Raw genomic sequence first — 20,129 nt, 5'->3', positions numbered from 1 at the left:
ATCGTGCGAGCCGACGGAGGCGACCTCATGTCCACCACCGAGTCCTCGAAGCTCCCGCCCTTCGACCCCGCCGACCCCCTCGGCATCGACGACCTGCTCGGCGCCGAGGACCTCGCGATCCGCGACACCGTCCGGAGCTGGGCCACCGACCGCGTACTGCCGCACATCGCCGAGTGGTACGAGAACGGCGAACTGCCCGGCATCCGCGAACTGGCCCGCGAACTCGGTTCGCTCGGCGCGCTCGGCATGTCCCTTCAGGGCTACGGCTGTGCGGGCGCCACCGCCGTCCAGTACGGACTGGCGTGCCTGGAGCTGGAGGCGGCGGACTCGGGCATCCGCTCCCTGGTCTCCGTGCAGGGCTCGCTGGCGATGTACGCCATCCACCGCTACGGCTCCGAGGAGCAGCGGCAGCAATGGCTGCCGGCCATGGCGGCCGGCGAGATCATCGGCTGCTTCGGCCTCACCGAGCCCGACCACGGCTCCGACCCGGCCGGGATGCGCACCCACGCCAAGCGGGACGGCGAGGACTGGGTGCTCACCGGCCGCAAGATGTGGATCACCAACGGTTCGGTCGCCGGGGTCGCCGTGATCTGGGCGCAGACCGACGAGGGAGGGCCGGGCGGCGGGATCCGCGGATTCGTCGTGCCGACCGATGCCCCGGGCTTCTCGGCGCCCGAGATCCGGCACAAGTGGTCCCTGCGTGCCTCGGTCACCAGCGAACTGATCCTCGACGAGGTGCGGCTGCCCGCCGACGCCGTGCTTCCCGGCGTCACCGGTCTGCGCGGCCCGCTCAGCTGTCTCGGCCATGCCCGCTACGGCATCGTCTGGGGAGCCATGGGTGCGGCGCGTGCCAGCTTCGAGGCGGCCCTGGAGTACGCGAGGACCCGGGAGCAGTTCGACCGGCCGATCGGCGGCTTCCAGCTCACCCAGGCCAAGCTGGCGGACATGGCCGTGGAGCTGCACAAGGGCATCCTGCTCGCCCACCATCTGGGCCGGCGGATGGACGCGGGGAGGCTCCGCCCGGAGCAGGTCAGTTTCGGAAAGCTCAACAACGTGCGGGAGGCGATCGAGATCTGCCGCACTTCGCGCACGATTCTCGGCGCCAACGGGATCTCGCTGGAGTACCCGGTCATGCGCCACGCGACGAATCTGGAGTCGGTGCTCACCTATGAGGGAACCGTGGAGATGCACCAGCTGGTGCTGGGCAAGGCACTCACCGGCCTCGACGCGTTCCGCTAGACCCTGATCCGCCGGGCAGGCCCTGATCCACCGGGCGGACCCTGGGCCCTCCGGCCGGGGCGGGTCGGCGTGATCTGGGCGAACGGCACCGGTGCCGGGACCGGCGGGGGGCTGCCGGAAGGGGCGCGGGAGCGGCCCGGCGAGCGCCCTGCTCAGCTCTGGTTGAAGAAGCCGTCGGCCGGCCGGCCGACGGCTTCGCCGCTGACCACCTGGGTGTCGGCCGGGGTCAGCAGGAAGACCCGGGTGGCCACACGCTCGATCGAGCCGCGCAGGCCGAAGGTGAGGCCGGCCGCGAAGTCCACGACGCGCTTGGCGTCGGTGGGGTCCATGGCCGTGAGGTTGACGATCACGGGAACGCCGTCCCGGAAGAGCTCGCCGATGGCCCGCGCGTCCCGGAAGCTGTCCGGGGTGACGGTGGCGATCCGGCGGCCCGTCTCCTCGGCCGCCTCGGACGCGATCTGCACCCGGGGGTCGGTCACCCAGACCTGGGCCGCCCCGGTCTGGGGGCCCTCGGTGTACTCGTCGTCGTAGTACCGCTCGTCGTTGTCCTCCACGAGGCCCAGCCAGGCACTTGCCTTGCGCACCGATCCCATGGACGCCTCCTCTCACCGCGGTTCCGTGATGTTCCGCATCTCTTTCGTATCCCTATGGTCGTCCATGATGCGGATCGTGCGCCAAGTGGATAGTCGGCGCGCAGAGCGTTCGTGACGGTACTGATGCAGAAGATGTGGCGTTTCGTCAGGGTTCCTCCCGTATAAAGGGAGTGAAAGAAAGAAAATATGATGCCCCAGCCCGTACGGGTGACATGAGGGACGTACGGGTGAACGGGGTGCTCGGTACGATGCACGTCGCGCGGTCGCACGACCCGGCGCGAAGGCGGAAAACTCTCGGGGGATCGTCGTGTTCGGAATCGTCAGGCCCTGTGCCCACCGGTTGTCCGAGGGGCTCAGGACCGAATGGATGGCCCATCTCTGCGGGCTCTGTCTCGCACTTCGCTCCGATCACGGGCAATTCGCCCGGATCGTTACGAACTATGACGGGCTGATCGTCTCCGTCCTGACGGAGGCTCAGGCGGAACGCACCACCGGATGGCGCCGTACCGCGGGTCCCTGCCCGCTGCGCGCCATGCGGACCGCCCCGGTCGCCCGCGGCGAGGGCGCCAGGCTGGCCGCCGCCGTCTCGCTGGTGCTGGCCTCGGCGAAGGTCCGGGACCACGTCGCCGACGGGGACGGCCTGTTGAGGCGCCGCCCGGTTGCCGCGGCGGCCCGCCGGGTCGCGGCGGGCTGGGACCGGGCCGGCGCACGCACCGGCGCGCAGCTCGGCTTCGACACGGCGCTGCTCGTCGACGCCGTCGACCGGCAGACCGGCATCGAGCTGACCGCCGGCCCCGGCACCTCGCTGCTCACCGTCACCGAGCCCACCGAGACCGCCACCGCGGCGGCCTTCGCCCACACCGCGGTGCTCGCGGGCAAGCCGCAGAACGCGGAGCCGCTCGCCGAGGCGGGTCGGCTCTTCGGACGCCTGGCGCATCTGCTGGACGCCGTGGAGGACCAGGAGGCCGACGCCGCGTCGGGTGCCTGGAACCCGCTCACCGCGACCGGCACCTCGCGCGCCGAGGCGCGCCGGCTGTGCGACGACGCGCTGCACGGCGTACGACTGGCCCTGCGCGACGCCGAATTCACCAACGGCAAGCTGGCCCACGTGCTGCTGGCCCACGAGCTGCAGCAGTCGGTGGACCGGGCGTTCGGCTCCACGGCGTGCTCGCACCAGGCGGGCGCGGTGCTCCTGGACGGAACGGTTCCGCCGGACGCCGGACCGGCCGGGGCGTTCGGGCCGCCGCCGGGCAACCCGTATGCGCCGACGAACCCGGGCGGCCCCGGTGGGCCCGCGCAGCCGCCCGAGCCGCCGCGCGACCGGCGCGGCCTGATCATGGGCTGCCTGGTGTGGGCGGGCATGGCCTGCACCTGCCAGATGTGCTGCGGGACGTTCGAGGATCCGTGGACCGGCCGGCGCCGCGAAGGGCTCTGCAACCAGTGCGACTGCGGCAACTGCAGTGATTGCTGTGACTGCTGCGACTGTTGCAGCAAATGCGGCGACTGCTGCAGCTGTGACTGCGGCTGCGACTGCTGAACCGTCCCGCCGTCTGGTGGCCCTCGCCGCCCTCGGTGACCCCGGCGAGGGCCGGGCGGCCCGGAACGCACCGGGCCCGCACTGCGGCCGGGCCTCGGGCTCGCCGAACCGGTGTGGAAGGGTTGACCGCATGAGCACGGACGCACAACAGCCGCACGGCTTCGAGCAGGCGGCGCAGGACTGGAAGCACTGGCACGAGAAGCGCACCGCCGCGGTCGCCGAACCGTACGGCCCCCTCTCCCTCACCGGCACCCACTGGCTCTCCGACCACCCGGAGGGGCGCATCCCCGGGATTCCCGGGCAGTGGCGGGAGGACGGCGACGCGGTGGTGCTCGACGCCACCGCCGAGGACGGGCTGACCGTCGACGGCGAGCCCTTCACCGGCCGGGTGCGCCTCACCGCCGACCGGGGACCCATCGACGGCTCCCGCGTCGCGCACGGCGGGCGGCGGCTGGTCGTGCTGAGCCGCGAAGGACTGTGGGCGGTACGGGACTTCGATCCGGACTCCGCCGCACGGCGCGCCTTCCGGACCATCGAGGCCACCCCGTACGACGCCCGCTGGGTGCTGTCGGGCACCTTCCGCCCCTACGGCACCTCCCGCACGGTCCGGGTCGAGAACGCCGACGGGGTCGAGCGCGGGCTCGGACTCGCCGGCGAGGTCGCCTTCGAGATCGACGGAACGGAGCACACCCTGCAGGTGGCGGTCGAGGCCGACGGCTCGCTCTGGGCCGTCTTCGCCGACGCCACCAGCGGCAGGAGCAGTTACCGATTCCGCTTCCTGCGGCCCGCCGCCCCGGCCGATGACGGCAGTGTGACGGTCGACCTCAACCGGGCGCTGCTGCCGCCCTGCGCCTTCGCGGACCACTTCATCTGCCCCTTCCCGCCGCCCGGCAACACCCTCTCCGTCGCCGTCGAGGCGGGGGAGCGCAACCGCGTCGACGACTGACGAGTCATCACCTCCCCAGGGCGGTACCCCGGTGCCCCGAGTGGCGCCGGGGTACACGTGCGAGACATGACAGGTTCAGGCCATGGGGCCCTCTTGCGCCACAAGTTGAGCGCCTTGAATACTTCCGGGACAGCGCTTGTCAGGAACACGGCATGTCCGCACCGCGGGTCCGTGCCGTGCGAACGACTGCGCCTCACAGGTCCCGCCACCCCACAGGCGGACCCCCGATTTCCTTTTGGAGGAATGAAAAGTGAGGATCAAGCGCACCGCCCCCCTCAGCGGCACCGCGAGACGCACCAGGGCCGTAGCCGTCGCCGCGGGCCTCGTCGCCGTCGCCGCACTCGCCGTCCCCAGCGCCCAGGCCGACACCGTCACCACCTTCAGCGCGAAGCAGCTCTCCGCCGCGAGCGACGCCGTGCTCGGCGCCGACGTGGCGGGCACCGCCTGGAACGTCGACCCGGCGACCGGCAAGGTCGTGGTCACCGCCGACAGCACGGTCTCGCAGGCCGAGATCGCGCACATCAAGAAGACCGCCGGGGTCAACGCCGGCGCCCTGAAGATCGAACGCACCCCCGGGAAGTTCAGCAAACTGGTCGCCGGTGGCGACGCCATCTACGCCACCAGCTGGCGCTGCTCCCTCGGCTTCAACGTCCGCAGCGGCACCACCTACTACTTCCTGACCGCCGGTCACTGCACCGACGGCAACCCGCCCTGGTACACCACCTCCGCCAAGACGACGAAGATCGGCCCGACGGTCGGCTCCAGCTTCCCGACCAACGACTACGGCCTGGTCCGGTACGACAACACCTCGGTCGCCCACCCGGGCACCGTCGGCAGCGTCGACATCACCAGCGCGGCCAACGCCACGGTCGGCATGTCCGTCACCCGCCGCGGCTCCACCACCGGCATCCACAGCGGCTCCGTCACGGGCCTCGACGCCACGGTCAACTACGGCGGCGGCGACATCGTCTACGGCATGATCAAGACCAACGTCTGCGCGGAGCCCGGCGACTCGGGCGGCCCGCTCTACTCCGGCTCCAGGGCGATCGGCCTCACCTCCGGCGGCAGCGGCGACTGCACCTACGGCGGCACGACGTACTTCCAGCCGGTCACCGAGGCGCTCAGCGCGTACGGGGTCAGCGTCTACTGACGTCCCGGCACCCCGGTCCGACCCTCGGACGCACGGTCGGCCGAAGTGGAGCCCCTGCCCGAATGCTGGGCGGGGGCTCCCGCACACCCCGCGGCTTTTGAGAGGATGTGGGGTACAGGTCGGTCACGCAGGAGCACACGGGGGCGGATGCCGTACCGCCCGGGGGACCCCCTCCGGGCCGGGCCCCCGGCAGACACCTCAGGGGGTTCCAGGTCCGTGAAACGCATCGGAGTGACCGGTCATCGCAGCATTCCGCAGGAGGCCCACGCCCATGTGCTCGCCGGGCTGCGGGCGGCCCTCTGTGATCTGGAGGGCTCCCTGGAGGCCTTCTCCAGTCTGGCGGTGGGGGCCGACCAGCTCTTCGCCGACATCGCCCTGTCCCGCGGCGCGGAGCTGACCGTGGTCATCCCCAGCGGCGACTACGAGTCCTCCTTCGCCGACGCCGCCGAACTCGCCCGCTACCGGGCCCTCAAGGACCGGGCGGTCCGGGAGGTCCGGCTCGACTACCCGCACTCCACCGACGAGGCGTACTACGCCGCGGGCGCGTACATCGCCGACCACTGCGACCGGCTGCTCGCGGTGTGGGACGGCCGGCCCGCCCGCGGCCTCGGCGGCACGGGCGACATCGTGACGTACGCCCGCAGCCTGGGCCGTCCCGTCACGGTGATCTGGCGCGAGGGCGTGGAGCGCGGCTGACCGGTGGACGGAACCGACCGGTGGGCGCGGCCGTCCGCGCCCACCGGCGGCCCGTCACATCTGGTGCCGGGCGAGCCAGTCGGTGTGCTGCGGGGAGACGATGCGCTCGGTCTCGAAGACCGCCCGCGACCACTGACGCTCGGTCAGCGTGGTCTCCATCGCCACCTGCATCGCCTCCAGGTCCTGTTCGACCAGCGAGTGCGCCGAGATCAGCGGGTGGTGCCTGCGCATCTCGTTCCACGCCAGACAGGCGGCCGCCGCCGACGACAGCACTCCCGTCAGGGCGAAGGACTGGGTGACGGAGAACATCCTCAGCAGGGCGAAGACCAGGGCGAGCGCAGTCAGCACGGCAATGGTGGTCGACCAGACGAGGGTGGCCCGCCGCGAGACTTCCTGACGCCTGCGGTACCAACTTCTCTGCTCAATAAGTCGATCCCGCACGTACGTCTCTTTACGTACGGTGAATGCTTTCCCCCGCAACTCGCGCATGGACTCGGTGATGAGCCCGCCGGAATCCGCCGTCAGGTCGCGGGGGTCGGCCCAGCCCACTTTCCGGAGCTCCTGGAGCCCTTCTTCGAGGCGATTGGCGAACACCGCCTCCGGGTGCTGGGTGCCGGTGTCGAAAGGCGCCCCGTGCACCGAGTAGCGCCAGCACATCGACTTGATGAACTCTGCCGCCGAGCGATTGAGTTGCCATTGCGACTTTGCTTTGCGCCGGGCGGCGAGGTACGTCGTGATCAGGACACCCAGGTAGGCCAACACGCCTGCGGCGTCGGCGAGTTGAAACGTGTCACCCAGGGTCGCGCGCCACGGGACCGCGGCCGGTGCGGCACCCACGACCAGCAGGATCAGTTGAATGCGAGTGGTGTTCACGGCCTCCCGCTGGCTCGCGATGGCGATCTCGTCCGTATGGTGAAAGAGCGCCGGTAGGTCGGCGTTCCTGAAGACCATGCTCTGAAGCGGCCCGGGAAGCGCCGTCATGTTCACTCCCGTCTGCAGTTTTGTCGTCACCTCAATGGCGGAGCCAGTGGTTCCGTTCGGCCCTGGAAGACCTTGTGCAACGCTCTTGTCCCAAGTGGACGCCCTCAGTTGCCAACGGAGGTCATGAGAGTAAAGTCGTGCCGCCAGGCACTGCAATGGTGCAGATACCCTTGCTGTATTCCTGTCTGGAAACATTCCATCGGAACAAATCCCCTCAAGGACCGCCGTGAACACCACTGAATCCTCCCCCTCCTTCGCCGTTGCGAAGAAGAGCCGGGTGCCGCTCGCCGAGATCGACGTCCGCGGCAGCGCCGCTGCCCGGAAGGTCGGCCGTGTGCACGCCGCGTCGAACGGTCGCCCCACCAAGGTGTCGACCTTCAACTCGGCGCTCTGAAACGACGCGCCGCATGCCTCGCGGCGCCCTGAGCCAAAGCCCCGAGCACCCCTTCGGGCTGGCTAGACTGGTGGAATGACAGGACCCCTGGTCCCTTTCCGCGAAGTCGTTCTCAAGGTTCACAGCAGGTGCGATCTTGCCTGTGACCATTGCTATGTCTATGAACATGCAGATCAGAGCTGGCAAACCCAACCCAGAACCATCTCTGATGATGTCATTTTCCGGACTGCTCAACGCTTGGCCGAGCATGCCAAGACACATGCACTGCCCTCCGTGTCAGTGATCCTGCACGGAGGGGAGCCCCTGCTGGCGGGCCCCGCGCGACTGCGACGGGTCTGCGAGGAACTCACCTCCGCCTTCGACGGCGTCGCGGAACTCGACCTCCGCATCCACACCAATGGGCTCCAGCTCAGTCCCCGCTACCTCGACCTCTTCGACGAATTCGGCGTCCGGGTCGGTATCTCCCTCGACGGCGACCGGGCCGCCAACGACCGGCACCGCCGCTACGCCGACGGCCGCAGCAGCCACCCCCTGGTCCTCAAGGCCGTCGAACTGCTCCACCAGGAGCGCTACCGCCACCTCGACCTCGGCCTCCTGTGCACCGTCGACATCCGCAACGACCCGCACGCGGTCCTCGACGCGCTGACCGAACTCGAGCCGCCGCTCATCGACTTCCTGCTCCCGCACGCCACCTGGGACGACCCGCCGCTGCGTCCGAACGGCTCGCCCACCGCCTACGCCGACTGGCTCCTCGCGGTCTTCGACCGCTGGCAGGAGCAGGGGCGCCCGGTGCCGGTGCGGCTCTTCTCGTCGGTGCTGTCCACGCTGAGCGGCGGCCCCAGCCTCACCGAGTCCCTGGGGCTCGCCCCGACGGACCTCGTCGTCGTCGAGACCGACGGCCGGCTGGAGCAGGTCGACTCGCTCAAGAGCGCCTACGAGGGCGCCGCGGCCACCGGGTTCGACGTCTTCGCCCACACCCTCGACGAGGTGGCCGGCCACCCCGGGGTGCGGGCCCGCCAGCTCGGGCTGGCCGGGGTCGGCGAGACCTGCCGCCGCTGCCCCGTGGTGCGCACCTGCGGAGGCGGCCTGTACACCCACAGGTACCGCTCCGAGGGGCCGACCGGCGGGTTCGACAACCCCTCGGTGTACTGCACCGACCTTGCCGCCCTGGTGCGCGGCGTCGAGGCCCGTACGGCGGCGGAGCTCGTCGCGCCCGCGGTGACCGGCCCCGCCGAGCTGGCCGCCGCCCAGCTGGACCTCACCCGCACCCTGCTCGCCCGGCTGAACGCCGACATCGGCCGGCGCGGCGGTGCGGAGTGGGAGGCCGCATGGGAGCTCGCCGCCGCCGTCGAGGCGTCCGAGGAGGGCGCCCGCGCCCTGGACGAGGTGCTGGCCCTCCCGTACACCCGCAGCTGGCTGCTCCGGGCGCTGGGGCCGGTCCACGAGCGCTCCGGCGCCGTACGGGTGGCGCGTCGGCTGTCGGCGTACCTCGCGGCGGCCGTCGTGCGGGGCGGCCTCGACCTGCCCGTGCGGGTGGACCTCTCGGACGGCGGGCTCTTCCTGCCCGGCCTGGGCGGGCTGCGCGTCGCGGACGCGGGGGAGCACGGCACGGCCGTGGTGCGGGCCACCGAGGACGGCTTCCTCGTCCGGCCGGACGAGGACGGCGGGGCCGAGCGGCGGATCGTACGACCGGAGGAACCCGGTCCGGGCTGGCGGCCGTTGCGCCGGATCGCGCTCCCCGGTGCGGCCACCGGCCCGGTGCTCGACGACGCCGACCCGTTCCGCGCGTGCTTCCCCGTGCCCGTGGCGGACCCCCTCGACGACCGGGCCGCCGCCGCCCTGGAGGCCAGGATCCTCGACGCCTGGACCCTGATCGGGGCGAAGGACCCCGCACGGGCCGCGGAGATGGCCGACCGCCTCACCACCCTCACGCCCCTCACGGGTCTGGACCCGGCCGAGCCCGCCGTGGGGCGGCACGGACACGGCGCACTGGGGATCTCCGTGGACGGCGGCGCAGAGGAACTGGCGTTCGCGCTGCTGCGGGGATTCCGGAGGGCGGAATTCCAGGCGCTTGTCGACGTCACGGATCTTTACGCGGCGGACGGCTCCTGGGAACATCGAATGCCTTGGCAGGAAGAACCAGTTCCGTTTTCCCGGTTGTTGGCCGACACCTATGAGCGGATGGCGTTGGGCGCATTCGAGCCGCGCTGTCTGGAGGGCGTACCGGAAGCCCTCGACACGCTGGAAGGTGCCGCCGAGCCGACCGTCGGCGGGAAACGGCTGCTGGATCTGATGCGAAAAGAGATCTGAGGGTCGAATTCCGGTTCGATCAGGGGTGTCGGCACACAGGGGACAACTGGGAGGAAGAACCGCAGACCGAATTCGATCAAGGAAATGATCGGCCGAACCCGGGAACGTATGACTGAAAACCGGCGTTGAATGACCGAACGCCATGGGGGTGGAGCAACCTCCGCTCCGGAATGATGAATTCGCTCGCATTCGCTTCACGTCTCGGGTGCGGGTGCTCACACAGGACGGGGGTCGTGTGCACGCGATGACGCAGCAGCGAGCGGCGGACCATCGGCCGTACTTCTTCTTGAGTTACGCCCACACACCGGGGTACGGCGGTGGCACGGACCCCGACATGTGGGTCGAACGCCTCTTCAAGGATCTCTGTGACCACGTGCTGGCCATGACGGATCTGCCCGCGGGCGCGCCCGCGGGGTTCATCGACCGGGAGATACGATCCGGCGAGGGCTGGTCGGAGCGGCTCGGCGAGGTGCTCGCCACCTGCCGGGTGTTCGTTCCGCTGTTCTCGCCGCGCTACTTCGCCAGTGAGATGTGCGGCAAGGAGTGGTACGCCTTCGCCCAGCGCGCCATCCACCACCGGGCCCGCTCCAACCAGCCGGCCGAGGCGATCGTCCCGGCGCTCTGGGTGCCGGTTCCGCCGAGCCAGCTCCCGGGCCCCGCCGAGCGGTTACAGTTCAACCACCGCGACTTCGGGGACCGTTACGTCAGTGACGGACTGTACGGACTCATCAAGCTCAGGCTCTTCGCCGAGGAGTACGAGCGCGCGGTGTACGAGCTCGCCAAGCGCATCGTCAACGTCGCCGACACCATAAGGATCGGCACCGGCCGCCCGGTCGACTACCGGCTGGCCCCCAGCGCCTTCGGCCCGCCGAACAGCGTGGTCGGCGGCCCCCGCCCCATGCAGGTGACCATAGCCGCCCCCACCCGGCACGACCTGCCCGCGGGGCGCATCGCCGACTACTACGGCGACAACCCGCAGGACTGGAACCCCTACCACCCCGCCGCCGCCCGCCCGTTGGCCTATGTCGCCGAGGACCTGGTGCGCTCCCTCAACTACCAGGCCACCATCTCCTCCTTCGACGAGGAGGTGGGGCACGGGGAGGGCAAACAGGGGCCCAGCAGGCCCGAGATCCTGCTCGTCGACCGCTGGGCCCTGCAGGACGAGGACCGGCGCAGGCGGCTCGCCGCCTTCGACGCCGAGAACCGGCCCTGGGTCACGATGGTCGTGCCGTGGAGCCGCGAGGACCAGCAGAGCATGGCGGTCGAGGCCGAGCTGACCGAGAAGCTCGAACAGACCATGCCGACCAAGATGCGCCAGGGGCGCGCCTACTGCCGCGCCGCGGCCAGGGGCGTGCCCAGCATGGAGGCGTTCGGGCAGCTCCTGCCGCAGGTGGTCGAGGTGGCGGCCCAGCAGTACCTGAGACACGCGGCGGTGTATCCGCCCGCCACCGGCGACAGGCGCAGCGAACGGACCCGGCTGCTGGGGCCCATGGCACAGACGAACTACATCCCCGAGACACACGACCCTGCGACGGATGCGGAGGACACGGATGACGGCCGGTCGTGACGGGCGCATCGTCACCTTCTACTCGTACAAGGGCGGCACCGGGCGCACCATGGCCCTGGCCAACACCGCCTGGATACTCGCCGCCAACGGCAAACGGGTACTGGCCGTCGACTGGGACCTGGAGGCGCCGGGACTCCACCGGTTCTTCCACCCCTTCCTCGACCCGTCCACCCTCGGTGCCACCACCGGCGTCATCGATCTGATCACCGAGTACGCGTGGGCCGCGACCAGCCCCGTCCAGCGCGCCGACGACTGGCACCGGGACTACGCCCGCATCCAGCCGCACGCCGTCTCCCTCACCCCCGAGGCGCTCGGCTGGGAGTTCCCGCAGGGCGGCACCCTCGACTTCGTGTCCGCCGGACGGCAGAACCGCGAGTACTCCGCGACCGTCTCCACCTTCGACTGGGACAACTTCTACGACCGGCTCGGCGGCGGCCACTTCTTCGACGCCCTGCGCGACGACATGAAGGCCAACTACGACTACGTCCTCATCGACAGCCGTACCGGCCTCAGCGACATCGCCGACATCTGCACCGTCCACCTCCCCGACGTCCTCGTCGACTGCTTCACGCTCAGCGACCAGTCCATCGACGGCGCCGCCTCCGTGGCCCGGCAGATCTCCGAGCGCTACACCGGCCGTCCCATTTCCATCTTCCCCGTCCCGATGCGCATCGACGAGGGCGAGAAGGAGAAGGCGGACGCCGGACGCGCCCTGGCCCGGCTGAAGTTCGACCGGCTGCCGCGCGACCTGTCCGGGGACGAACTCACCGCCTACTGGGGCGCGGTGGAGATCCCCTACCGCCCCTACTACGCGTACGAGGAGACCCTCGCGACCTTCGGCGACGAGGCCGGTCTCACCAACTCGCTGCTCTCCGCCTTCGAACGGCTCACCGCCGTCATCACCGACCAGCAGATCACCTCGATGCCGCCGGTCGGCGAAGAGGTGCGGCTGCGCATCCGGGACGCCTTCACCCGGCGCAGGCCGGCCCTGCCCGCCGACCTCTTCCTCAGCTACGTGGCGGAGAACCGGATGTGGGCCGACTGGATCGAGTCCGTGCTCACCAGGGCCGGGTTCCGCGTCGTCCCGCGCGACGTGTCCGCCGAACGGGACATCCCGGAACCGGCGACCCCCGAGAACGCGGCCCGCACCGTGGTGCTGCTCTCCAGCGCCTATCTCAAGTCCCAGCGCGCGGTGAACCTCTGGGACCGGGCCGTCGCGGAGGACCCCGGCGGCGGCCGGCGCCATCTGCTGCCGCTCAGGGTCGGCGACGTACGCCTGTCCGCGCCCTACATCGACCGCAACCCCGTCGACCTCTTCCGGCTCGACGAGGTGCACGCCACCGCGGCCCTGCTGCGCGCCCTGGACCGGCCCGTGCAGCTCACCGACTCCGTGTCGCCCGGCCCGCGCTTCCCCGGCACCGTCCCCCGGATCTGGAACGCGCCGCCGCGCAACCCCGGCTTCACCGGCCGCTCCCTGGTCCTGGAGCGGATGCGCGACCAGCTCGGCGGCGGCATGGCCGTCGTGCTGCCGCAGCCGCAGACCCTGTACGGACTGGGCGGCGTCGGCAAGACCCAGGTCGCCCTGGAGTACGTGCACCGCTTCATGGCCGACTACGACCTGGTCTGGTGGATATCGTCGGAGCAGACCGACGACGTGGTGGCCTCCCTGGCCGAGCTCGCCGTCCGGCTGGGCGCCCAGGGCGGTGACGACATGGCGGCGGCCTCCCAGGAGGCGGTCGACCTGCTGCGGCGCGGTGTGCCCTCGGACCGCTGGCTACTGGTCTTCGACAACGCCGACGATCCCGAACGGCTCCGGCGCTACTTCCCGCAGGGCGGGTCCGGCCACATCCTGGTCACCTCGCGCAACCAGGCGTGGTCCCAGCACGGCGACGCGCTGCCCGTCGACGTCTTCCTGCGCGAGGAGTCCATCGAGCACCTCCAGCGCCGGGCTCCCGGACTGAGCGACGAGGACGCCGCCCAGGTGGCCACCGCCGTCGGCGACCTGCCGCTGGCCGTCGAGCAGGCGGCGGCCTGGATCGCGGAGACCGCCACCCCGATCGACACCTATCTGGAGCAGCTGGCCCAGCAGGCCCCCGAGGTCCTGGCACTCAACCAGCCGGCCGGTTACCCGGAGCCGGTCGCCGCGACCTGGAACATCTCCATCCAACGGCTCAAGGAGCGCTCGCCCGCCGCGGTGCGGCTGCTCCAGCTCTGCGCCTTCTTCGCACCCGAGCCCATCTCGGGGAACCTCCTGTACAGCAAGGAGATGATCGAGGCGCTGAAGCCGTACGACGCCTCGCTCCAGGAGAAGCTGGTGCTGGGCCGGGTCATCCGGGAGATCGGCCGGTTCGCCCTCGCCAAGGTCGACCAGGTCTCCAACTCCATCCAGGTGCACCGGCTCGTCCAGGCGGTCATCCGGGCACAGCTCAGCGAGCAGGAGCAGCAGGACGCCCGGCACGCCGTGCACCGCATCCTGGCGGGGGCCCGGCCCGACGACGACGAGCCGATCGACAACCCGTCGACCTGGCCGCAGTTCGCCACCATCTGGCCGCACCTCGGCCCGTCCGACGCGCGCAACTGCAAGGAGCCCGAGGCCCGCAGGCTGCTGATCGACCGGGTCCGCTACCTCTGGAAGCGAGGTGACTTCAGGACCGCCACCACCCTCTGCGAGGACCTGCGCGAGATCTGGCGGGAGACGCTGGGGGAGCGGGACATCCAGTACCTCTACCTCTGCTTCCACCTCTCCAACATCTACCGCTCGCGCGGCCGTTACGTGGAGGCGAGGGAACTCGACGAGATCACCCTGGCCACCCAGCGCGAGGTCCTCGGCCCGGAGCACCCGCACACGTACATGAGCACCAGCAGCCTGGCGACGGACCTGGGCACGCTCGGCGAGTACACCAGGGCGATCGAGCTGGCCACCGAAGCCACCGAGGGGTTCAACCAGATCTTCCACGAATCGCACCCGAGGACCCTGGCGGCGGCCAACAACCTGGCGTTCACCCTGCGCTCCATCGGGCAGTACGCCAAGGCCCGCGAGATCGACCAGGACGTCTTCGACCGGCGCGTCGAGGTGCTCGGCGCGGAACACCCCTACAGCCTCTCCTCGGCCATGAACCTGGCCCGGGACCTGCGGGACGTCGGGCGGTACGAGGACTCGGTCGGCATCCTCAGCCGCACGTACGACAGCTACAAGGCCACGCTGGGCCGGGCCTTCCCCGGCACGCTGAGCGCGGCGAAGAGCCTGGCCGTGTCGCTGCGCCGCGCGGGCAGACTGGAGGACGCCCGCAGGCTGACGGTGGCCACCCGGAGCAGGTACCGGGCCAAGTACACCTCCGCCAACCCGGAGTCGCTGGCCTGCGACCTCAACATGGCGGCCGACCTGTACGCGGCCGGCGAGACGACCGAGGCCAGGGACACCGCCCAGGAGGTCGTCGACCAGTACATGAAGGTGCCGGGGGAGAAGCACCCCTACACCCTGGCCGCGCTGAACAACCTCGGGGTCTACCAGTCGGGCGTCGGCACGTCGGAGGAGGCGGTGCGGGTACTGACCCGGGCGGTCGCCGCGATGCGCGAGGTGTACGGGCCGGAGCATCCCAACACCCTGTTCTGCGTGATGAACCTGGCCAACGCGACAGCGGAGAGAGGCGATCTCGAACTGGTGCTGGAGACCGAGGAGAAGGTGTCCGGCCAGCTGCGCCGGGTCCTGGGCGCACACCACCCGGAGACCCTGGCCATGACGTCGAACATGGCGGTCACGCTCGACGCGCTGGGCCGCAAGGACGAGGCGCTGCGGCTGAGGAGCGAGACGGTCGAGGAGCTGTCCCGGCAGCTCGGCGACGAGCACCCGATGACCCGGATCGCCCGGGACGAGCGCCGGTTCGAGCGCGAGCTGGAACCGACGGCGGTGTAGGCGCGGGGGAGCGTCCGGCCCCGGCCGGACGCTCCCGGACCGCCGATCAGCCGGTCGGCGGTTCCAGCAACCAGTTCAGGATCCTGGGCAGTGCGTGCAGGGCGTCGAAGTGTGCCGCCGCCGGTTCCACCACGACGGTGGAGTTCGGGATGCGTTCGGCCAGCCAGCGCGAGTGGCCCACCGGCGAGAACACGTCCTTCTCGCCGTGCCACAGCATCACGGGGCCCGTGATGTCCGCGGGGTCGAACCCCCACGGATTACTGAACGCGAGCGCGTCGTCGATCCATCCCCAGGCCGAAGTGCGCAGCCCCTCACGGTAGTTGCGCAGCAGCATGGTGCGGACCCCGGCGTCGTTGACCACCATGCGGTCGGAGTCGGTCAGCTCCTGGCGCAGCTCGTCGATGAGCCGGACGGGGTTCTTCCTGATCACCGCCGACCGCGAGATGAACGACTCCGCGAGTCCGTCCGGATCGGCTGCCGCCGTGGAGTAGGCCAGCACGTTGGAGGCGGCCATCCCGTCGAACCAGTCGAGCCCGTCGGCGTCCCAGGGGGCCAGTCCGACCAGCGCGGCCGTACGGGTCACCCGGTCGGGCATCAGCGCCGCGCAGGCCAGGGCGTGCGGGGCGCCGCCGGACCGCCCCACCACGGCGAACCGTTCCAGACCGAGGTGGTCCGCGATGGCCCGTACGTCCTGAACGGCGTCGGCGACACAGCGGCCCGGAAGCCGGTCGGAGTCGCCGTAGCCCGGCCGGTCGTAGGTGATCAGCTGAGTCTTGCGCTGGTACAGCACCATGCCGCGCGGAGCAGGACCAAGTCTGCTGCCGGGCATTCCGTGCATCAGGAAGACCGGCCTGCCCCGGGGATCCCCCAGGCGCTCCACCACCAGCTGCCGCCCGTCCGTCGCGCGCACCCGACTACGCACTCCGCGCCTCCTCCGTGTGGTGCGGGCACCGCGTGCCCGGCTTGTGCCACCCGATTTCGATGATGGCCCATCAGAGCCCTTGCCGGGGATGTGCGTTGGGAAACTATGGAAGCATTCGGAGAGTGCGCTCGCTCGGCGGAACGATGCGAGTGCAACGGCGGACGGCAGTCGAGGGCGTGTTTCGGAAGCAGCGCCGCCCGCTCCGCCGAGCCTCCCTGCCGGGGGCGACAGCCGTACGGGCACGGGCGACCTCGTGGGGGAGGCCGGCCGTGCCCGCGGGAGAGCGGTGGTCAGACGGTCTTCGCCGGGGCCACGCCGAAGATGTCCACGGCGTGGTAGTACGTCCACGCGGTGCTGTTGCACGCGGTGAGCTTCGTGCCGGAGTAGGCGGCGCACACGCGCTTGAGGTCCGCGTAGAAAGCGGAGTCGATGCGTGACTTGTTGGCGGCGAAGGTGCCTGCGGCCTTGTAGTTGCGGTAGCCGAAGTCGTGGCGGGCGCAGGCCTTCTGGAAGGGGAAGCCGAACGGGTTGTCGGGGGAACTGCTGCAGTAGTCCGTCGACCAGTCGAAACCGTACGCGGCCCAGGCGCCCTGGTTGTTGCGGGCCGTGTTCCAGGCGTTGTAGCTGGACAGGCTCGTCTGGGTCCAGGAGCTGAGGACCTGGGGCTTGTCCGCGGGGGCGGCCGAGGCGGACGCGGCGGGGAGCAGGGCGAGCGGGAGCGACAGGGCCACCGCGGCGAGCGGAGCGGCGAATCGGCGACGCACGAGCAACCTCCGGGATACGTAAGGCAGTTGAGCCCGTTCTCCTCGTGGGTCACGGGGTTGCTCCAGCATGACGGCATGTACTTGTCATGCCTAGGGGTCGTTCGGTGGATCAGGGGGCCTTCGACTCCAGGTGGTAGGTCGTGTCGACCCAGAAGCCGCTCGTGGCCCTGGCCCTGATCTCCAGCACGTACTCGCCGGGGGTCAGCGGCGGGAAGTCGCCCCAGACACCCCACGCGTAACGCTGGGTCGATCCCGTCCGGAACGACGCGGAGAACTCGTGCAGCGGCAGCGGGACGCTGTTGAGCGACGCCGTGGCCTCCACCACCGACAGGGACAGGGGCACTCGCGAGTACGACCGGGGGTGCTGCATGTTGAGCACGGGGAAGAAGGCCGGCCGGTCCGAGGGGATCGCACAGCGCCGCACCACCCGTCCGCCGTAGGTGCCGGCCAGGAACCAGAAGTCGTCCGGCTGGTTCCAGGCGGCGTGTTCGCCCGTCGTGTCCTTGACCGGGCTGCGGTCGTCGGGCGCGGACAGGGCCCACTGCCACCACCGGCCCGCGAGCTCCCCGCGCTCCTCGTTGCTCGGCTTCCACCTGTCCCCGGCCCGGCCCGCACCGCTCATGACATCCCTCCCGCACACCGCCCCCGACCAGGGGCTCGACTCGAACAAGCGGACAGTACCCGGGGCGGGGGAGGGGTTTGACAGCGGCCCGGGGACCGGCCGGGGGAGGCGGGGGCGGGGCGCGGCCGGGTCAGTCGACGGTCGAGCCGATGGCGGGGTGGTCGCCGGTGAGTTCCTCCGGGGTGCGGCGCATGGCGACCAGGAGGGTGACGATCGTGCCCGCCACCGCCCACGCGGAGAGCACCAGCAGGGGGCCGGTGATCGTGTTGCCGTGGAAGTAGGCGATCGAGCGCGCCACCCAGGTACCCGCCCCGGGCGGCAGGGCCGGGCCGATGGCCCGCCAGAAGTCCGGGAGCATCGGCAGCGGGAAGGCGCCGCCGGCGCTCGGGTTGCCCGCGATCACCACGATCAGGACGGCCAGACCGATACCGACGATGCCGGTGAGGGCCTGCAGGGCGAGCGTGAGCATGCCGACCGCGAAGACGGTCAGCGCCCCCAGCCCCGACAGGCTCCAGAAACTTCCCGGCAGGGCGCCGAGGATCGGGCCGATGATGAGCGCGCCGCCGATCCCTCCCACGATCGAGTACAGCGCCATGACACCGGTCCGGATCACCGCACGCCGACGGTTGGCGGGCTTGGCGCCCGCGCTGATCGCGAGGATCGAGGCGCAGAGGTAGCCGCCCACGCACCAGCCCACGACGAGGTAGAAGGACGAGATCCCGTTGAAGTCCTGGTCGGAGACGGGGGCCAGGTCCACGGTGCGCACCGTGCGCTGCTGCGCCCGGTCCACCTCGGTGACGATCCGCGTCAGCGTGTCGGCCATGGCCTTGCCGCCGCCGGAGGCGACGAGGAGGGTGTCGGTGGTGCCGGTGGGGTTCACGACCAGGGCGCCGTCGATCTCGCGGTCGAGGATCTGCCTGCGGGCCGTGGCCGCGTCGGCGACCGGGCGGGGGTCCAGCGGACCGCCGGGGAGATTCTTCAGCTCGGCCGTGAGCCGGGCGGACATCTGCTGGGGCGCGACGACACCGAAGGGCACGTCCGTCGGTTTCGGCTTGTGCAGCGCCCCGACGTAGGACGCGATGAACAGCAACTGCAGCCCGAGCACACCGATGACGAGCAGCGCGGCCCGTGGAGTGACGGCGTTCTTCACCTCGTCGACGAAAGTCATGCCCCCACGTTCCGGGGCATCGGCCGTTCGTGCAGTCGGGGCTGGGCCGGATGGCGGACCACGGGGCCGGGCGGGGCGACGGAGCGCGGGCCGGGCCGTCCGTACCGTTTCGTCCCGCCGGGGCTGACATGCCGACACTTTTTACCGACGCGTAACTTCCCACGCCGCCTTACCCACGCGTAATTTGGCTCGGAGCAAGCAGATTCAGCGTCAGAACTTGTGGTCCGGGCCGCAGGGTGCACCAGACATCGAAACTCCCCTGAGCCGCAAGGAGACCACACGATGCTGCCCCGGAACCGTGCGTCGCGCACTCCGCGCGCGCGGAGGACCCTCGCCGCACTGCTTCTCGCCGTCGCCGCAGTCGCCACCTCCACGGCCACTGCGGCCGCAGCCGCCCCCACCGCCGCCACGGCCACGTCCCGCGGCTGGAACGACTACTCCTGCAAGCCCTCCGCAGCCCACCCCCGCCCGGTCGTCCTGGTCCACGGAACCTTCGGGAACTCCATCGACAACTGGCTGGTCCTCGCGCCCTACCTCGTCAACCGGGGCTACTGCGTCTACTCGCTCGACTACGGCCAACTGCCCGGCGTGCCGGTCTTCAACGGCCTCGGCCCGATCGACGAGTCGGCCGGCCAGCTCGCCGCCTTCGTCGACAAGGTGCTCGCCTCCACCGGCGCCCCCGAGGTCGACCTCGTCGGCCACTCCCAGGGCGGCATGATGCCGAACTACTACCTGAAGTTCCTCGGCGGCGCCGCGAAGGTGAACGCCCTGGTCGGGATCGCCCCCGACAACCACGGCACCACCCTCCTGGGACTGACGAAGCTGCTGCCGTACTTCCCCGGGGCCGAGGACCTGCTGAACGCCCACACCCCCGGCCTCGCCGACCAGGTGGCGGGCTCCCCGTTCATGACCAGGCTCAACGCGGGTGGCGACACCGTGCCGGGCGTGAAGTACACCGTCATCGCGACCAGGTACGACGAGGTCGTGACCCCGTACCGCACGCAGTTCCTGGACGGGCCGGACGTACGCAACGTCCTGCTCCAGGACCTGTGCCCGCTCGACCTCTCCGAGCACGTGGCGGTCGGCACCGTCGACCGGATCGCCTACCACGAGGTGGTGAACGCCCTCGACCCGGCGCACGCCACCCCCACCACCTGCGCCTCGGTCGTCGGCTAAGTATTCCGAAAGTCCTGCCCGGTCGGGGGCGCCCTCCGGGGGCGCTCTCCGGGCGGACGACGCCACTTTCGAAACACCCCTGGGAACCGTCCGGCGGCGCTCCCCCGTACCGCCGCGAGCCGGTGGGCGCCGCGCGGACGGCCCGTGCGCC

The 20,129-nt window shown here is 70.8% G+C and carries 16 protein-coding genes; 10 read left to right on the top strand and 6 right to left on the bottom strand.

Annotated elements, in window-relative coordinates:
• Nucleotides 1-27: 27 nt before the first annotated feature.
• Nucleotides 28-1,239: an acyl-CoA dehydrogenase family protein gene (locus tag ACWCXX_RS25585; protein WP_451131040.1), complete on the top strand. Its 1,212-nt coding sequence runs from the start codon at nt 28-30 to the stop codon at nt 1,237-1,239.
• A 152-nt stretch (nt 1,240-1,391) separates the two neighbouring features.
• Here ACWCXX_RS25585 and ACWCXX_RS25580 read toward each other — a convergent pair whose 3' ends face one another.
• Nucleotides 1,392-1,832: a cell division protein SepF gene (locus ACWCXX_RS25580; protein WP_451131038.1), complete on the bottom strand. Its 441-nt coding sequence runs from the start codon at nt 1,830-1,832 to the stop codon at nt 1,392-1,394.
• A 307-nt stretch (nt 1,833-2,139) separates the two neighbouring features.
• Here ACWCXX_RS25580 and ACWCXX_RS25575 point away from each other — a divergent pair, with 307 nt between their 5' ends.
• The 4 genes from ACWCXX_RS25575 (at nt 2,140) to ACWCXX_RS25560 (ending at nt 6,161) form a co-directional block, all read left to right on the top strand.
• The gene (locus tag ACWCXX_RS25575) at nt 2,140-3,369 is read left to right on the top strand and encodes a DUF5685 family protein (protein WP_451131036.1); all 1,230 of its coding nucleotides are present in this window, start codon (nt 2,140-2,142) and stop codon (nt 3,367-3,369) included.
• A gap of 130 nt (nt 3,370-3,499) precedes the next feature.
• The gene (locus ACWCXX_RS25570) at nt 3,500-4,315 is read left to right on the top strand and encodes a DUF1684 domain-containing protein (protein ID WP_451131034.1); all 816 of its coding nucleotides are present in this window, start codon (nt 3,500-3,502) and stop codon (nt 4,313-4,315) included.
• Nucleotides 4,316-4,565: 250 nt separating this feature from the next.
• Nucleotides 4,566-5,465, top strand: a complete 900-nt coding sequence (locus tag ACWCXX_RS25565; RefSeq protein ID WP_451131032.1) for a S1 family peptidase — start codon at nt 4,566-4,568, stop codon at nt 5,463-5,465.
• A 216-nt stretch (nt 5,466-5,681) separates the two neighbouring features.
• Complete coding sequence (locus tag ACWCXX_RS25560) at nt 5,682-6,161, top strand: hypothetical protein (RefSeq protein ID WP_451131030.1); 480 nt, start codon at nt 5,682-5,684, stop codon at nt 6,159-6,161.
• 54 nt (nt 6,162-6,215) lie between these two features.
• Here ACWCXX_RS25560 and ACWCXX_RS25555 read toward each other — a convergent pair whose 3' ends face one another.
• Nucleotides 6,216-7,142, bottom strand: coding sequence for a DUF4231 domain-containing protein (locus tag ACWCXX_RS25555; RefSeq protein ID WP_451131028.1), 927 nt, complete (start codon nt 7,140-7,142; stop codon nt 6,216-6,218).
• Between the two features lie 226 nt (nt 7,143-7,368).
• On the opposite strand from ACWCXX_RS25555, the gene fxsA reads away from it, so the two are divergent.
• From fxsA to fxsT, 4 genes are all read left to right on the top strand, one after another.
• Nucleotides 7,369-7,536 (top strand): FxSxx-COOH cyclophane-containing RiPP peptide, encoded by a 168-nt coding sequence (gene fxsA / locus ACWCXX_RS25550; RefSeq protein WP_451131026.1) that lies wholly within the window; start codon nt 7,369-7,371, stop codon nt 7,534-7,536.
• 75 nt (nt 7,537-7,611) lie between these two features.
• A complete protein-coding gene (fxsBH, locus tag ACWCXX_RS25545) occupies nt 7,612-9,846 on the top strand; it encodes a radical SAM/SPASM protein FxsBH, inactivated beta-hydroxylase extension form (protein ID WP_451131024.1) in 2,235 nt (744 codons plus the stop codon).
• A gap of 244 nt (nt 9,847-10,090) precedes the next feature.
• Nucleotides 10,091-11,413: an FxsC protein gene (fsxC, locus tag ACWCXX_RS25540; protein ID WP_451131022.1), complete on the top strand. Its 1,323-nt coding sequence runs from the start codon at nt 10,091-10,093 to the stop codon at nt 11,411-11,413.
• Nucleotides 11,397-15,326, top strand: coding sequence for an FxSxx-COOH system tetratricopeptide repeat protein (gene fxsT, locus ACWCXX_RS25535; protein WP_451131020.1), 3,930 nt, complete (start codon nt 11,397-11,399; stop codon nt 15,324-15,326). The genes fsxC and fxsT overlap by 17 nt, the downstream gene beginning before the upstream one ends.
• Nucleotides 15,327-15,372: 46 nt before the next feature.
• Here the strand turns inward: fxsT and ACWCXX_RS25530 are convergent, their stop codons facing one another.
• The 4 genes from ACWCXX_RS25530 to ACWCXX_RS25515 all read right to left on the bottom strand — a co-directional run bounded on the left by ACWCXX_RS25530 (nt 15,373) and on the right by ACWCXX_RS25515 (nt 18,802).
• Nucleotides 15,373-16,248 carry an alpha/beta fold hydrolase gene (locus ACWCXX_RS25530; protein WP_451131018.1) on the bottom strand — a complete coding sequence of 292 codons (876 nt, stop codon included), beginning with the start codon at nt 16,246-16,248 and terminating at the stop codon, nt 15,373-15,375.
• Nucleotides 16,249-16,538: 290 nt separating this feature from the next.
• Complete coding sequence (locus ACWCXX_RS25525; RefSeq protein ID WP_451131016.1) at nt 16,539-17,012, bottom strand: phospholipase; 474 nt, start codon at nt 17,010-17,012, stop codon at nt 16,539-16,541.
• Between the two features lie 109 nt (nt 17,013-17,121).
• Nucleotides 17,122-17,634 (bottom strand): hypothetical protein, encoded by a 513-nt coding sequence (locus ACWCXX_RS25520; protein ID WP_451131014.1) that lies wholly within the window; start codon nt 17,632-17,634, stop codon nt 17,122-17,124.
• Between the two features lie 130 nt (nt 17,635-17,764).
• Nucleotides 17,765-18,802, bottom strand: coding sequence for a DUF3533 domain-containing protein (locus ACWCXX_RS25515; RefSeq protein WP_451131012.1), 1,038 nt, complete (start codon nt 18,800-18,802; stop codon nt 17,765-17,767).
• Between the two features lie 282 nt (nt 18,803-19,084).
• Between ACWCXX_RS25515 and ACWCXX_RS25510 the strand changes: the two genes are divergently transcribed.
• The gene (locus tag ACWCXX_RS25510) at nt 19,085-19,978 is read left to right on the top strand and encodes an esterase/lipase family protein (protein WP_451131010.1); all 894 of its coding nucleotides are present in this window, start codon (nt 19,085-19,087) and stop codon (nt 19,976-19,978) included.
• Nucleotides 19,979-20,129: the final 151 nt, after the last annotated feature.

The sequence above is a fragment of the Streptomyces sp. NPDC001732 genome, assembly GCF_053596315.1.
This window is presented reverse-complemented; position numbering and strand designations above follow the sequence as displayed.

Excerpts from the sequence above, each read along its gene's own strand:
- ACWCXX_RS25585 (WP_451131040.1), top strand. The coding sequence starts at position 28 with ATGTCCACCACCGAGTCCTCGAAGCTCCCGCCCTTCGACCCCGCCGAC.
- ACWCXX_RS25580 (WP_451131038.1), bottom strand. The coding sequence starts at position 1,832 with ATGGGATCGGTGCGCAAGGCAAGTGCCTGGCTGGGCCTCGTGGAGGAC.
- ACWCXX_RS25570 (WP_451131034.1), top strand. The coding sequence starts at position 3,500 with ATGAGCACGGACGCACAACAGCCGCACGGCTTCGAGCAGGCGGCGCAG.
- ACWCXX_RS25555 (WP_451131028.1), bottom strand. The coding sequence starts at position 7,142 with ATGACGGCGCTTCCCGGGCCGCTTCAGAGCATGGTCTTCAGGAACGCC.
- fxsBH (WP_451131024.1), top strand. The coding sequence starts at position 7,612 with ATGACAGGACCCCTGGTCCCTTTCCGCGAAGTCGTTCTCAAGGTTCAC.
- fsxC (WP_451131022.1), top strand. The coding sequence starts at position 10,091 with ATGACGCAGCAGCGAGCGGCGGACCATCGGCCGTACTTCTTCTTGAGT.
- fxsT (WP_451131020.1), top strand. The coding sequence starts at position 11,397 with ATGACGGCCGGTCGTGACGGGCGCATCGTCACCTTCTACTCGTACAAG.
- ACWCXX_RS25520 (WP_451131014.1), bottom strand. The coding sequence starts at position 17,634 with ATGAGCGGTGCGGGCCGGGCCGGGGACAGGTGGAAGCCGAGCAACGAG.
- ACWCXX_RS25515 (WP_451131012.1), bottom strand. The coding sequence starts at position 18,802 with ATGACTTTCGTCGACGAGGTGAAGAACGCCGTCACTCCACGGGCCGCG.
- ACWCXX_RS25510 (WP_451131010.1), top strand. The coding sequence starts at position 19,085 with ATGCTGCCCCGGAACCGTGCGTCGCGCACTCCGCGCGCGCGGAGGACC.